Source organism: Symplocastrum torsivum, assembly GCF_059505465.1.
This window is the reverse complement of record NZ_JCACKQ010000016.1, coordinates 80355-95857: the sequence shown is the minus strand read 5'-3', so window position 1 is coordinate 95857 and position 15503 is coordinate 80355. Positions and strand designations below refer to the sequence as shown.

General features: G+C 47.2%; 9 protein-coding genes. 4 read left to right on the top strand and 5 right to left on the bottom strand.

Going from position 1 to position 15503, the window contains the following annotated elements; translation table 11 throughout:
• Nucleotides 1-266 precede the first annotated feature (266 nt).
• From AC5JL3_RS05925 to AC5JL3_RS05915, 3 genes are all read right to left on the bottom strand, one after another.
• Nucleotides 267-1049, bottom strand: a complete 783-nt coding sequence (locus AC5JL3_RS05925) for a tetratricopeptide repeat protein (protein ID WP_496073591.1) — start codon at nucleotides 1047-1049, stop codon at nucleotides 267-269.
• A gap of 149 nt (nucleotides 1050-1198) precedes the next feature.
• On the bottom strand, nucleotides 1199-2872 hold the full coding sequence (locus AC5JL3_RS05920) for a mechanosensitive ion channel family protein (protein WP_496073590.1): 1674 nt from the start codon (nucleotides 2870-2872) through the stop codon (nucleotides 1199-1201).
• 293 nt (nucleotides 2873-3165) lie between these two features.
• The gene (locus AC5JL3_RS05915; RefSeq protein ID WP_496073593.1) at nucleotides 3166-4287 is read right to left on the bottom strand and encodes an AI-2E family transporter; all 1122 of its coding nucleotides are present in this window, start codon (nucleotides 4285-4287) and stop codon (nucleotides 3166-3168) included.
• A 229-nt stretch (nucleotides 4288-4516) separates the two neighbouring features.
• Here AC5JL3_RS05915 and AC5JL3_RS05910 point away from each other — a divergent pair, with 229 nt between their 5' ends.
• The 3 genes from AC5JL3_RS05910 to AC5JL3_RS05900 all read left to right on the top strand — a co-directional run bounded on the left by AC5JL3_RS05910 (nucleotide 4517) and on the right by AC5JL3_RS05900 (nucleotide 8134).
• Nucleotides 4517-4726, top strand: a complete 210-nt coding sequence (locus AC5JL3_RS05910) for a hypothetical protein (RefSeq protein WP_496073589.1) — start codon at nucleotides 4517-4519, stop codon at nucleotides 4724-4726.
• A gap of 266 nt (nucleotides 4727-4992) precedes the next feature.
• Nucleotides 4993-7821: an adenylate/guanylate cyclase domain-containing protein gene (locus tag AC5JL3_RS05905; RefSeq protein WP_496073588.1), complete on the top strand. Its 2829-nt coding sequence runs from the start codon at nucleotides 4993-4995 to the stop codon at nucleotides 7819-7821.
• A gap of 88 nt (nucleotides 7822-7909) precedes the next feature.
• A complete protein-coding gene (locus AC5JL3_RS05900) occupies nucleotides 7910-8134 on the top strand; it encodes a hypothetical protein (RefSeq protein WP_496073587.1) in 225 nt (74 codons plus the stop codon).
• A gap of 114 nt (nucleotides 8135-8248) precedes the next feature.
• Here AC5JL3_RS05900 and carB read toward each other — a convergent pair whose 3' ends face one another.
• A complete protein-coding gene (gene carB, locus AC5JL3_RS05895; RefSeq protein WP_496073586.1) occupies nucleotides 8249-11509 on the bottom strand; it encodes a carbamoyl-phosphate synthase large subunit in 3261 nt (1086 codons plus the stop codon).
• Nucleotides 11510-11770: 261 nt separating this feature from the next.
• On the opposite strand from carB, the gene AC5JL3_RS05890 reads away from it, so the two are divergent.
• Nucleotides 11771-12031, top strand: a complete 261-nt coding sequence (locus tag AC5JL3_RS05890) for a hypothetical protein (RefSeq protein ID WP_496073585.1) — start codon at nucleotides 11771-11773, stop codon at nucleotides 12029-12031.
• A 298-nt stretch (nucleotides 12032-12329) separates the two neighbouring features.
• Here the strand turns inward: AC5JL3_RS05890 and priA are convergent, their stop codons facing one another.
• Nucleotides 12330-14858 carry a primosomal protein N' gene (gene priA / locus AC5JL3_RS05885; RefSeq protein WP_496073584.1) on the bottom strand — a complete coding sequence of 843 codons (2529 nt, stop codon included), beginning with the start codon at nucleotides 14856-14858 and terminating at the stop codon, nucleotides 12330-12332.
• Nucleotides 14859-15503: the final 645 nt, after the last annotated feature.

Genomic DNA, 15503 nt, shown 5'->3' with positions numbered 1-15503 from the left:
GATTGCGCTCCACTAAATTATCTGCTTGTGACACTCAAAGGGCGGAATGTGGGCTCAACTAAACCCTCGAAACAAGAGAAAGCAGCCCAAGGGAAATCTGGAGAGAGTTCCAGCTGTAGCTAGGTGGGGGAAGAGAGCGCTCCATCCAAGCATTGGAGCGCTCTCCAGATCCTCGTTAAGAACTTTGAGCGAACCCTAGCCAATGCCACAACCAAAATCAACCTTTGCTTCATTAGGCTAATGATTAAAAGGCTTTCAGCCTCTTCTTAAGATCTCAAATGGGTTCTATAAGCCGTCAGTGCTCGCTCTATGAGAGAAGCCGCGTGTTCTAGTTGTCCCGTTAGGCGATACTTTTCAGCGATATTCAGTAAAGTACTAATTCGGAAACGCTCACCTATGATTTCTGCGACCTCAAGAGCTTGCTCCAGTTGTCCAGATTCCACGTAGGCAGCAGCGATCTCCGACAACACATTATCTTTCACTGAGATAGTATCATCCAATGAATTATCGCTCGTCTGGGGATCTTCGGCGATGCTCTTTGCCACCTCAAGGGCTTGCTCCAGTTGTCCAGTTTCCTGGTAAGCACTGGCTATCCTGCGTAAGGCTTTGTTCTTTTGGGAAACATCCTTGATTGTTTGGGCAACTTGCAGGGCTTCATCCAGCTTTCCCTCTCCTAGCAAGTTACTGATAGTCATACTGAGGTCAGCATCGGAGCCATCACCCGGTTCAAACATAACAAAAGTTGATTCACCGGGTTTGATAATGATTTCTCCAAACATGACGTTGGCGATATCTTTCGACATTGGGATAGAAGGAAATGGACAAGCTGGAGAGATGGGGGGTGGCGTAAGGAAGGATTTATACTCCATTGCTTCTAAGTCAGCATCAGGACGGGGAGTGCTACTAGGCGTAGACGGCTGACTTTGGGCAAGCTTCAACGGGAACGTCAATGAGGAACTTTGATCCGTCGCCCCAGCAAGACGAGAAGTACTCAGCCACATCCCCAACACCACGTAGCCAACGGCGGCAAGAAGACGCGATTTCTTCATAACTACTCCTATCCGAATCGGCTCTTGTCAGATAAGTTTAACGATAATGCAACTGATTCCTTGGGTCGTTTTCTAGCAAAAAAAATTCTTAAAGAAGAGTTCTTCCATTTTTACAAGCTCAAAATCTTTGATAACAAACGGATTTAATATTAGCGATCGCGATGCTGTCCATTATTGGATGTATCACGATTACCCTGATTCTCCTGAGTTGGAGCTGTTGACTGCTTTTCTAACCATTGGATAAGGCTATTGGATAACTGAGCAAGAGATTCTGTCAGTTGGGGCGAGACTTCTATTGGTAAGTTGCCAGAACGAACGTGCAAGTCTCGCTGAGGAAAGGGAATTTCAACACCGCGATGACGTAAAATTGCTTCAATCCGAAAGTAGATGTCGCTCTTAATCCGGAATTGCTTCCGAGGTTCGTCAATCCAAACCAGCAAATTAAAATCTAGGGAACTTTCGCCCATACCCATAAAGAATACTCTAGGGGCTGGTTCTGCAAGAACGTCGGCATGTTCTTTCGCGGCATCAATCAAAGCACCTCGAACAGTAGTGAGGTTTGAGCCATAGGCAACACCGACTGGTATTTTTAAGCGTGAGAAAGGAGAGTTGTGTGTCCAGTTAATAACCTCTGATTCAAGGAAACGAGAATTAGGCACAATAATCGAGATTTCATCCAAGGTACGGATTTCTGTGCTGCGGACGCTGATACGCTCAACGGTTCCCATCTGTTCGCCTAGATCCACAAAGTCACCGACTTTAATGGGACGCTCAAAAATCAGCACCAAACCACTAATAAATTCCTTGGCGATGCCCTGCAATCCTAAGCCAATACCAACACCTAAGACACTAGCAAAGATAGTTAGGGAACTGAGGTCAAGTCCCCATAGTTGCAGCAGAACAATCGTACCGAGGAAAATGATGCCGTAGGTGGCAATCTGAGCAACAGTTTCCTGAGAACCACGATTTAAGCCTGTTAAGCGTAGAACACGCGATCGCAACAGCTTTTTTGCTGTTCTTGCCAGTATCACTAAACCCGTGAATAGCCCTAGGAGAATTAATAAATCTAAAACCGAGTAGGACTTTTCTCCTAAGGGAATCAACTCAGAGACTAAACTGCCAACAAGAGTATCCTGCATCTGACGGCTTAGTTCCCGTGTTTGGGGGAATAAATTTGTGATGTAAAGGGCTATGAATAGCCACAACGCTAATCGAATGCAAGCAAAGAGAATTCTTACGGCGAGTTCAATTGTCAGGTGTTGGCGGCTATCTTCTGAGTCTTTGACTTCTGGGGGAAGCTTTGGCTGTAGCCAACGCCGCCAAATCCAACCCAATCCCCAACTCAATACGATCGCAAATAACACACACCCCACGGAAACAAGCATTGCCTTCTGGATATAGGCAGGACGACGTTGCTCTTGTGCCTGCTGTATCGACTCTGCCAATTGTCCCACCCAAATTTGTGCTTGCTCTTCTGCCGTTCTTCCGGGTGGTGCATCTCCCTGAGTAACGGTAAGTAAGTGAGAGCCATCTACTTGAATAATGGGTAAATCTTGAGTTTCATCAATAGTCACGGATATAGGAGGACTAGGGATTCGGACTTTCTGCTTGAGCAGGCGATTAGCATCCTCCGCTCGTTTTTGGGCACTATATCCTCCAGACGGGCTAACTTCAAACAGGCGGCGTCCATCAAGGACGATGGTAGCAGAGGGAGAGGGGTTGTCCTGACCAAAGACGGGTGTAAATGATAGCAAAACAGCGATCGCCATTGCCACAGACGCAAGCCGGACAAATCGTCTCGCTAAATATGGGAAGCGAATCATAAAAGTTGTTAGTTGTTAGTTGTTGGTTGTTACAGACTTCAACTATGCCTGATTCCTAACAACCAGTCTTTACTTAATTGCGAAGCCAATAAACCAAACTTTCCTTACATAATCTACAGATAAATCCTTGTGCAGGGGGTTTGGGGAAGGCACTCCGTCCCCCAAAAGGGGGGTTTGGGGGGGCTTCCCCCATTTCCGGGTTCTTCAAGAAACAATATTGTATTTTTTAACTTACATCCCACCCCTTTTAAACCCAACAACCAACAACTGCTTATCAAACCCCTTCATCCATTTCAGCGATTCACAGGTAACGGATTTGCAGTTTCGGGAGTTCGTGCTGTAACCAACGCCTCCTGTTGTTCCGCCAACTGTTTAGGTTTCAGGTAAAGATTTTCCAACAGCACAGCCGCACCAGCCACCCAAGGTGGAACAATTAACGCGCCAATAATCCCTAAAACTTGCGTTCCTCCCAGTACTGCTAGTAGCTGATACAACGGATGGACTTTCACCGAATTACCAACTAGTAAAGGGTCAAGCACATAAGTTTCAACATTCTGGATAATCACAAACAACAGTAACACCCAGAAAAACGTTAGCCCACCGTGACCAACCGCGACAATTAAAGCGGGAACTGCTCCTAAAATTGGTCCCAAAAAGGGAATCAAGTTCGTAAAGCCTGCAATTACCCCTAAACCGAGAGCAAATTCTGAAAGCCCCAAAACTCCCAAACCAGCAGTAATTACAATGCCTAGAATTCCCGAAACCAAGACTCGCCCTTGAATGTATCCCCCCATCCGTTGGGTAACTGGCTCGACTTGCGCTTCCAAACGCTCATTCCAAGGATAGGGGAATAAACTTACCAAGCCCTGAATCAATTTCTCAGAACCTGACAACATATAGCCTGAGAGCAACAGGGCAAGAATCAGGGTAAAGAAACCGCCGAGAATCCCTCTAGTGACACTATAAGAACGCACCAACAACTGCTGGCTTGAGCGAATCACCCAACCCGTAAGTGCCTGAGGATTGAGTAGTTGGCTAACCGGACTGACTGTTTCTGGATCAGTCAAACCAAAACGAATTGCCAGGTTCTCAATAAGCGATCGCACAACTTCCAGGTAACCGGGTAGTCTCCGAATCAAGCGCTGAATTTGCTCAGCCACTGTCGGCCCAATCAATACCCCTGCACCTGTCAAAAGTCCTATTAATCCCAAATACACCACGATTACCGCTAACCACCGAGGCAACCGCAGCTTTTCGGCACTATCAATAATTGGAGCAAGCGCTGCTGCTACAACTATCGCAATCATTAGTGCTACCAACAAGCTTCGCAGTTGCCACAGTAGGACCAGTAACAAGCCCGTAGTGACAACTAACACCAGGTTAACCAGGGCAACAGTTATACGCTGCTTTGGTATAGTGTTCACCTCGTACTGCCTCCTAATCACAGAGTTTGCCGTAGACCCAAACATCGTAAACTCAACCTTCGGTCAATTGTGGCAGATTGTAAACTCGTTAGCCTCAGCTATTTGAATGAGCTTTCAGGTCATTGGATGTTGAGATTCAAATTTAGGCAAAACCTGGTCTAGCAGTTGTTTCGCATGGATTGAAGCGATTTTAGAACAAGAGGAAGGCGAATAAATAAATATGCTCAATGCGATTCCCTACGAGATAATCGGGCTTGCAAGCGATATGCCACAATTGCTAGTAAGGATAGCCGGAGATGAGAGTGCGATGCCCCCACTACTGCACAAAACCACCGACCAACGCATTGTTCATCATGGAACCTGGGAACAGTTCAAGTTCATCCAGAAGGGCTTTGAGGGTTCTCCTGGGGTACGGCTGTGGACTCAGTGAACTTGATCTTAATTTGCTCAGACGCTGCATTTTGATGGCAGAAACTGACGCGGGAGAAGCGATTAGATCGTTCCGTCGTGAGATTTAGCGCAATAGTATCTCAGCAAAGGCTGATAAGTATTTCAGCATTTGAGCTGATGAAACAACTGTGCTATCCAACATACTGTGAACTAGTAGAGCTACTAAATTCCAACTCCAGTGGCAATTAATTATAGATTCAGGAGCATCAGTCTCAATGCAAATGCAACCAGAAGCGATTCCTCCAGATGGAAGCCCCACTACCTAAAAACGAAGCGACGAGGCTCAAGGCACTTCGCCAGCTTCAAATTCTCGATACCGCTCCTGAAAAAGGATTTGATGACATCACCCGTTTGGCGGCGTTAATTTCTGGTACCCCTACTACATTGGTTAGCTTGATTGATGCCAACCGCCAGTGGTTCAAGTCAAAGGTAGGTCTGGACGTATCGGAAACACCACGTAGTATTGCCTTCTGCGCTCATGCCATTCTGCAACCGGACATTATGATTATTCCGGACGCACTGGCTGACGAACGGTTTGCTACTAACCCACTGGTCACTAATCCTCCCCATATCCGGTTTTATGCTGGTGTGCCTTTGATTACACCAGATGGTCAGGCATTGGGAACGTTGTGTGTAATTGACTATGTTCCACGGGAACTCGAACCTCAACAGATAGAAGCCTTACAAGCCTTAGGTCGCCAAGCGGTAGTCCAACTGGAGCTACGACGTAGTTTAGCGGCTCTGGCACGCACCATTACTGAGCGGCTACAGGGAAAGAAGACGCGCAAGCGATTTTTCAAAAGAATAGCTGGAGGATTGGGAGCGGCAGCAACAATACTGGTTGTGATTGGTGCTATCTCGTACCGGAACACGAGCCGATTTATTGATACGGTTGCGAGAGTAGAGAACAACCAACAGGTTAGTGGAAATATCCAAGATTTACTTTCCCAGCTTACAGAAGCCGAAACTGAGCAGCAGAGCTACCTAATCGCTGGAGAAAAAGCTTATCTGAAATCTTATCAAGCTGCCGTTGCAGACGTTGAGCAAAGCCTCAAAGACCTCCAGCAATTAAGTGCCAAGAATCCCAAACAACAGCAAAAGCTCGATACGCTTGAACCTTTAATTGCCAGGAAACTGGCTTTGCTAAACAAGGGTACTGACTTACGACTCCGGAACTCTGAGGCAGCATTGCAAGTAGTGCTGTTGGCTGAGGGAAAGCAGCTAAGGGATGAGATCCAAAAAGAACTCACACAAATGAAGAACGAGCAAGAGTCTTTGCTCCAGCAGCAGACTGAAATCAGGAGACAGCAAAGTGAGCTAATTGCCTTATGGCTCGGCATCTTGCTGGTGCTTATCGTCTTAGGTTGGGTCTACTACTTCATTAATCGAGAAATGGCTGAGCGCCAGAGGGTGGAAGAGGTGTTATCAGCAGAGCGCGATTTTGCCTCAGCTGTTTTGGATACAGCGAGCGCTTTGATAGTAGTACTCAATCCAGAGGGGCAAATTATCCGCTTTAACCGAGCTTGCGAAAGGCTTACCCGTTACTCATTCGCTGAGGTGAGAGGTCAGTGTTTCTGGGATTTGTTCATCATTCCAGAAGAAGTGGAGCCAGTAAAAGCAATCTTTGAAGAGTTGCGAAATGGTGAGTTTCCAGACGAGTCAGAAAACTACTGGGTAACAAAGGATGAAGAGCGCCGAGTGATTGTTTGGTCTGGTAACGCCTTGAAAAACGCTAATGGTTCGGTTAGGTACTTCATTGCTGCTGGTATTGATATCACTGAGCGCCAGCAGGCAGAAGTCGCACTCCGCAGAAGCGAAGCCCAAAATCGAGGTTTTCTCGAATCACTACAGGAGAGTAAGACTCGATTGCGAAAGCAGCAGACGGCACTGCTGGAACTAGCAAAATGCCAGCCTCTCTACAGTGGCGACATCAGTGCGGCTTTTTCTGAGATTACTAAGACAGCAGCACATACCCTGGACATTGAGCGGGCGAGTGTATGGCTCTACAATAGCGACCACTCGAAGATTCACTGCATCAAACTGCACGAACTTAGTGCCGAACGGGATTCAGAAGGGATGGAGTTAGCGGCTGTTGACTATCCTGGATATTTCCAAGCCTTACAGTTAGAGCGTGCGATCGCAGCTGATAATGCCTATACTGATTCTCGGACTCAAGAATTTTCGGCATCTTATCTAGCGCCTTTGGGGATTGCCTCTATGTTGGATATGCCGATTCGTCTGGGTGGTAACACCGTAGGAGTCCTTTGTCTGGAACACGTAGGGACACCTCGTCACTGGAAGCTGGAAGAACAAAACTTTGCCAACTACTTAGCATACATGGCGACTTTGGCGATGGAAGCTAGAAATCGCAAGCAGGCGGAGGAAGCCCTGCTTGTTGAGAAGGAAAAGTCTGAGCGACTGCTACGAAATATCTTGCCGTCTGAGATTGCCTTTCGCCTGAAACATGAGACTGACTCGATTGCTGACCACTTCGCCGACGTCACCGTCCTGTTTGCTGACATTGTTGGCTTTACAAAGTTTTCAGCTTGTGTATCGCCCATAGAATTGGTGAAGTTGCTTAACCGAATCTTTTCAACGTTTGACCTACTAGCTGAAAAGCATGGGTTGGAGAAGATTAAGACGATTGGAGATGCCTATATGGTCGTGGGAGGTTTGCCGACTCCTCGTCCCGATCATGTAGAGGCTGTTGCCGAAATGGCGCTGGATATGCAAAGAGAAATTGCCCAATTCAATGCCGAGACGGGTGAGAGGCTCAGCATTCGGATTGGCATCAATACTGGTCCCGTGGTTGCTGGTGTAATTGGCATCAAAAAGTTTATTTACGACTTGTGGGGCGATACCGTGAATACAGCAAGCCGCATGGAATCCCATGGCATTTCCGGCTGCATTCAGGTTACTCAAGCGACTTATGAGCGATTACGAGATAACTATCTGCTTGAAGAGCGAGGGTTGATTCAGGTGAAAGGCAAGGGGAGAATGGAGCTCTACCTCCTTATTGAAAAAAAGTCAAGTACAGGACAAAAGGAACTGTCACAGCGATCGCATTCTGGCTAAGTTGAGATAGCAGTTAGCCATCAGCTTTTCTGTTTCCCTGATAGGGAGAGAGTTGATCGCTAGTTGACAAAAAATCCAGCCTGAAATTATGAATGAGCAAGAAATCATCGAACAATTTCCCGAACTCATGCCTTACTTGCCCCAGATTGTAGACGGTAAGATAGAGGTTTCTGTAACCAGGCGTCAGAGCAAGGAATTCGCACACAATGTTCGCGAACTTTGCAGACGAGCTTTTGATTTGGGGCTACAGGGAATTCGTGTTAAGGCTTTGGGGATAGATACAGGAGCCAGCGTTTATCCTAAGGAGGAGTAGCCGTTTCCGATGTCTTGCCAGCAATCATTAACTGACGCATAAACATATAGTAAGAGCGCACAGCCGTGCGCCCTTACAGATGGTAGTTCAAAAGACTATTTGCGTAGTTCCCTGCTAGTAAATGTAGTCTTGTAATGCCTTCACATCCAACGGCTGTGACTGCAACGAACGAATGGCAGCCGCCGCCGCTTTTGCTCCAGAAAGCGTGGTAATGATGGGAACTTTGTAAGCCAAAGCTGAACGACGAAGCAAACGCCCATCTACTCGTGCTTCTTCCCCGGAAGGTGTGTTGATAATCAACTGAATCTTCTTATTTTTAATTGCGTCCATGACATTGGGACGCCCTTCATGAAGTTTCAAGATCAATTCAACATCTACCCCATGGTCTTTTAGGGCTTTCCTTGTACCTTCTGTTGCGACAATATGGAAGCCTAGCTCCATAAAGTCTCTTACGACTGGGACAACACCGGGCTTATCACGGTCATTCGTTGAGACAAACACGGTACCAGAGAGAGGCAAGTGTTGATTCGCGCCTAATGCTGCCTTGGCAAACGCCTTGCCAAAGTCCGTGTCAATCCCCATCACTTCACCAGTAGAGCGCATTTCAGGCCCTAGAATTGGGTCTGTACCTGCAAACTTCTCAAACGGCAATACAGCTTCCTTGACAGCTATGTGTTGGAGTATTGGTTCCTTAGTGAAACCAAGAGACTCTAGAGTCTGCCCAGACATAATGCGAGAGGCAAGTCCGGCGAGAGGCACACCTGTTGCCTTAGAAACAAAGGGAACAGTCCGAGAGGCACGAGGGTTTGCTTCCAAAATATACACTTGGGGCGAATAGCCTTGGGTACCAACAACGGCAAACTGGATATTCATCAGCCCAACTACCTTGAGGGCTTTTGCCAACTGCACTGTCCAAGTGCGAATCTTGTCCACAACAGCGGGTGGCAAAGAAACGACGGGTAAGGAGCAAGCTGAATCACCAGAGTGAATTCCGGCTTGTTCGATATGCTCCATGATGCCGCCAATGACAACCATGCCTGTGTGATCGGCGATCGCATCGACATCTACCTCGATAGCATTCTCCAAGAATTTATCAATCAAAATTGGATGTTCTGGTTCTATCTGCACCGCAAAGGTCATGTAGCGTTCCAGTTCGGCATCAGAGTAGACAATTTCCATTGCTCGTCCACCTAGCACGTAGGAAGGGCGAACTACGACAGGATAGGTAACGCGCTTGGCGATTTCCAGCGCTTCTCCATAACTGCGGGCAAGACCATTAGGTGGCTGTTTGATATCTAGTTGGCGTAAGATTTTTTCAAACCGTTCGCGGTCTTCTGCCGTGTCAATAGAATCGGGAGAAGTCCCCCAAATTTTGGTCTTGAGTGCGTCCTTATTTTCAGGGCGGCTCAAAAATTCTTGCAGAGGTACTGCCAGCTTGAGTGGTGTCTGTCCTCCAAACTGGATAATCACGCCCTCTGGGTTCTCCGCTTCGATGATATTGAGAACATCTTCTTTGGTAAGGGGTTCAAAGTAAAGGCGATCGCTTGTGTCATAGTCTGTCGAAACCGTCTCCGGATTTGAGTTAACCATTATGGTTTCAAATCCCTCTTTACTCAAGGCATAAGCGGCATGACAGCAACAATAGTCAAACTCAATCCCCTGTCCAATTCGGTTAGGACCACCGCCTAAAATCAACACCTTGCGGTTATCGGACGGTAGCACCTCTGAGTCTTCCTCATAGGTGGAATAGTAGTAAGGCGTTAACGCTTCAAACTCCGCCGCGCAGGTATCAACTGTCTTGTAGACTGGCACAATGCCCAGGCTTTTACGGTAAGCGCGAACTTCGTCTTCTGAAGTTTTGGTTGCAAAGGCAATTTGGCGATCGCTAAATCCTTGCCGTTTAATTCCCCATAACTCCTCTTTGGAGAGCTTTTCTAAGGCAGTACGCTTCAGGAATTTCTCGGTTTCGAGTAACTCCTCCAACTTATCCAAAAACCACGGGTCAATCCCAGTCAGTTCGTAGATTTCCTCCACCGTCATCCCCAGCAAGAAAGCGTGGCGAATCGTGAAAATCCGTTCTGGATTCGGTGTTCTTAAACCTGGGCGGATTTGCTCTAAAGAAGGTAGCTTCTCAGCCTTATCACACCCCCAACCGTAACGCCCCGTTTCAATTGAGCGCAAGGCTTTCTGAAATGACTCGTGAAATGTCCGCCCAATTGCCATTGCTTCCCCAACTGATTTCATCTGCGTTGTCAGCACGGGTTCAGAACCGGGAAACTTTTCAAAGGCAAACCGGGGTATCTTCGTCACCACATAGTCAATCGTCGGTTCAAAAGAAGCTGGTGTCTTTTTGGTGATGTCGTTGGGAATTTCATCCAGCGTGTAGCCCACAGCAAGCTTAGCGGCAAACTTAGCAATGGGGAAACCCGTCGCCTTTGATGCAAGAGCCGAACTCCGGGAAACGCGGGGGTTCATCTCAATGACAATCAGATCACCCGTAACGGGATTCACCGCAAACTGGATATTTGAGCCGCCTGTTTCTACGCCAATCTCGCGGATGATTTTAATCGAGGCATCCCGCAGCCGCTGATACTCTTTATCAGTTAGGGTTTGCGCGGGGGCAACAGTGATCGAGTCCCCTGTATGGATGCCCATTGGGTCGAGGTTTTCAATTGAGCAGATGATGACAACGTTATCTGCTAAGTCGCGCATCACTTCGAGTTCGTACTCTTTCCACCCTAGTAGCGATTGCTCAACGAGGATTTGAGAGACTGGCGAGGCATCCAAGCCTACCTGAGCCATTTCTTCATATTCTTCCTGGTTGTAGGCAATACCACCACCTGTGCCGCCAAGAGTATAGGCAGGGCGAATGATTAAGGGATAGCTGCCAATTTCTTCGGCAATTACCTTTGCCTCATCCATGTTATTAACGATTCCCGAAGGACAGACACCGACTCCAATCCGTGCCATTGCTTCTTTAAACAACTGGCGGTCTTCTGCCATCTCAATTGCTGGAAGCTTCGCCCCAATTAGCTCAACGCCGTACTTCTCTAGTGCCCCATTCTTGGCAAGAGTAACGGCGATGTTCAGCGCTGTCTGACCTCCCATTGTTGGTAGCAGGGCATCCGGTCGCTCTTTTTCAATAACCTTCTCCACAATTTCCGGTGTTAGCGGCTCAATGTAGGTGCGGTCAGCGGTTTCCGGGTCAGTCATGATGCTGGCGGGATTGGAGTTTACCAGCACGACTTCGTAACCTTCTTCCCGGAGTGCTTTACACGCCTGAGTGCCGGAGTAGTCAAACTCACTGGCTTGTCCAATGACAATCGGGCCAGAACCCAAGAGTAAAATTTTGTGGAGGTCGTCGCGGCGAGGCATAGTCGATAGTCCGTCGGTGTGTGACAGTTTTAGACCTGACTATTTTAAATGCTCCCACCATCATTATTTGTTGCTGTTTTATCTAAATTTGATGACTTGAGTGAATTGAGTGGGTGGGATGGCGAGAGAAAAGGCTTCCAGATGAAGGGCGATCAACTTCACGGGTAGCGTTAGCGTTGGGGCAGGCGATCGCTTTTTTCCTCATGTTCCTGAACGTTTAGACGTGGGAACAATAGGTGTATAGCCAGGAGTAGAGGGTTTTTGCAAGTGTTTAAAGCTCAACAAGTGATTGAATCGACTAGTCACTGGGTTGGTATGATTGCGAGTGTTGCGACCATCATCGCTACAATCTTTGGAGTTCTTATCTTTTTCTGTGGCACAGTCGCAGTAACGGATAATCAGGGGACTAGCGGTTGTAGTGGATTTTTAATTTACGATCCATTGTCTAATATGTTGACATACACTCTTCCAAGTGAAGAGGAAAAAGACTACCTAATCGATAAAATTTCAACAAGCGATTAGGCTAGATTCCAAGGCGAAAAAGCTGATTAGTATCTGGAAGTTGTGAGATATTAGTTGAGGCTTGTGATTTAGATAAAGCAATAAGCTGTTCGTCATTTAAACCTTATTGTCAAGAATTACATAATCCTTGTAGTGCGGCTATCTTGGTCGCTACTGATACCCAATTTAAATGCGTGAAAGCTTAATGTTATTTATCCTTATGTGATCGATTCTTCCGTTTTCATCAGCTAAACAAGAAAGCGATCGCATTTTTCACTCCCAATCGACTCTTACTTGCAAAAATTTAGCCAAGCAAGCATCACATCATATTCAGTGGATCTACATCAATAGTAAGACTGACATCTTTGGGACAAATTGCTCGTAGCTCATTTAAATCTGGCAACTCTACAGATACGTCTGGAGAAAACTTGAGCAAAATTTGCCAACGATAACGACGGGCAACTCGCATGATACTGGCTGGTGCTGGGCCTAATATTTCGTAATCTAACCCAGTAGTACCTAACCAATCTGCTAGCTGTTCTGCGGCATTTTCCACTTGTGCTGCATCCAAACCACTCAACCGGAAAAGAATGAGATGTCCATAAGGGGGATAGTTCAGTGCTTCCCGTTGTTCTAGTTCTGCTTGAATGAAGGATTCATAATCGTGACGCTGTACCGCTTGAATAACTGGATGTTGTGGAGAATAGGTTTGAATAATCACTCGTCCAGGGTCATCGCCACGTCCCGCACGACCTGCCACCTGAGTTAGAGTCTGAAAAGCCCGTTCTGCTGCTCTATAATCTGCTAAATTCAATAATCCATCGGCTGAAATAACACCAACCAAAGTTACCTGCGCTAAATCTAGCCCCTTGGTAAGCATTTGAGTTCCAACCAAAAGGTCAGCTTCTCCATTGGCAAAGCGTGTTAACAGTGTCCGGTGCGCTCCCTTGGTTCGGGTAGTATCACTATCAAAGCGGATAAGGCGCAAGTTGGGAAAAGCTTTAGCTAATTCCTGGGCAACACGCTGGGTGCCACTACCGAAAAATTTTAAATAGGGAGAACCGCATTCCGGGCAGTTGCGGGGATGGATACGGGTGTAGTTACAGTAGTGACACCGGAGCAACTCAGCCGCGCCTTCATGAGTGTAGTGATAGGACAATGAGACATCACAATGCGGACATTCGACCACATATCCACAACTGCGGCAAGACACAAATGTGCTATGTCCCCGACGGTGGATAAATAAAATTCCCTGTTGTTTATTAGCTTGCATCTGCTGCAAAGCATTTTGGAGGGAACGGCTAAAAATTGAGCGATTGCCTTGCTGTAACTCCTGCCGCATATCCACTACTTCCACTGGCGGCATCGGTCGCGAGTGAATTCGCTCTGGAAGGGAGAGATAAGAAGTAAGAGTTACGGGGTAAGAGGAAGGTTCTAACTGCTGAGTGCTGAGTGCTGAGTGCTGAGTGCTAACACTCACCCAGGTTTCTAAAGAAGGGGTGGCGGAACCTAAGATTAGGGGGCAGTTTTCTAACTCGGCACGCCACTGTGCGACGGTACGGGCGTGGTAGGTGGGTGTGGGTTGGTCTTGTTTGAAGCTAGAGTCATGCTCTTCATCCAAGATGATTAAACCGAGTTGGGGTAAGGGAGCAAAAATTGCACTGCGGGTGCCAATCACGACTTGTGGCTCACCTGTAAGCATCTGTCGCCAAGTGTCGTAGCGTTCGCCATCGGAGAGGGCACTGTGATAAACGTTAACTTTGTTACCAAAGCGGGCGCGGAAACGGTCTGTGAGTTGGGGCGTTAGACCAATTTCTGGTACTAAGACAAGGGCAGATTTTCCTTGTTCTAGGATAGGTGCGATCGCTTGTAGATATACCTCTGTCTTCCCAGACCCTGTAACCCCATGCAGTAGAACTTGGGCAAAGCCATCAAGACGATTAATCACCTCTAAAGCGTGACATTGGGATAAAGTCAAGGCTTTGGCTCTGTCTCCAGCTAATCTTGGTTCTGTCGCTGTGCGTAAGATTTCCCGTTGTTGAATGACAACATAGCCTTTTTGCTCCAGTGCCTTGATTGTTGAAGAACTAGCGTTGGAAATCTGTAGCAATTCTGTCAGCCACAAATCACCGCCACGACGCCTCAGCACCTCCAAAACTTCTCGTTGCCGTCCCTTCAGCTCCAGAGGTAACATTCCTGTAGCCAGTGTTACAGCTTGTCTTAATTTTGGGCGTGAGGGTTTGGGCTGTTCCAGATAACTTTCAACCCAACCGCGTTTAAGTAATTCCCGTAATCCTCGACTTGCGCCTCTCACCTGACGTTGGAGATATTGCCAACTGTAGTCGCCATCGGGTTGAGCTTGGAGCAGTCCCAATAGTTGACGCGCAGTTGCACCGACAAATGTATCAGCCTGGTTTGGGAGTGCAGAAGCATTCAGACGAACCCGACGCTGCGATCGCCCTAGCAACCCTGGAGGCAGGGCAACCCGTATCACTGACATCAACGGGGTGCAGTAGTACTGGGCAACTCGTTCTAGCAATTGCCAGTAAGAGGTTGGGAAGAACCCAGCACTCACAACATCCTCAACCTCTCGGATTTTGTCGGGTGCCAAGTCAGGAGGGGGTGAGTCTAGAAGACGAATTGCGATCGCACCTAACTGCTGTGCCCCAAACGGAACACTTAGGACATCTCCAGGATGGACTGATAACTCGGACGGTAATCGGTAAGTAAATAGCCCCTGCGTTCCTGGACAATCCACCAATACTTCAATCCATTGTTTCCGAGCCGCACCAGACTGATAAGACGCTCCACGCTCAGCCAGTACCAGACCCCAATGAGGATTAGTCATATCGTGAACTCTACTTACCAAAACTTCTCGCTGCCACTTGTGGAAGGCTTGTATCAGACTTGTCAATTTTAGCTGGCTTCAGCCGAGAAATCTTTGAGAGTAGAGGAAGCTACAACAGTTGCTCTCACTACCACTCATCGTCCCCTCCTACTGGCTCTATGAAAGTACTCGCTTTTCTCACTATTGGTAGAGAGGATAGCCCAAGCGTATGTGAGATCCTGAGTCTAGAAGCAAAGTTAATTGAAAAAACCAATCATTCAAGCTAGTGGGCAAATATTTGCCTACGTTTCAGTCTCAGTGTCCAAATTTTTATAGGTCTATGGCTGTGAAATGTGAAAATTCTTGTCGGTATCAGGAATTATGACCTCGGCTTAATTGACGGTAGTTCTTCTGCCTGAAGCACACTAGTTTTGTCTAAGCCGTAAAAATACTTAATAATTAGCCTTTTGTAATCAGGGGAACAGCTAACTATTTTACTTCTGATAGCCTTAGAATCAGTGTTTTCGGATTTCTAAAGCTGGGGAGTCAACCATTAAAGGGTTTTAGAATCTTCCCTTGGATCTAGTTCCGCTTCACGCCTCTCTAGCTCATCCTCCTGCCATTTAGAGTTTCCTGCACTCTTGAGCCACTTTCGGTGTCGCAAAC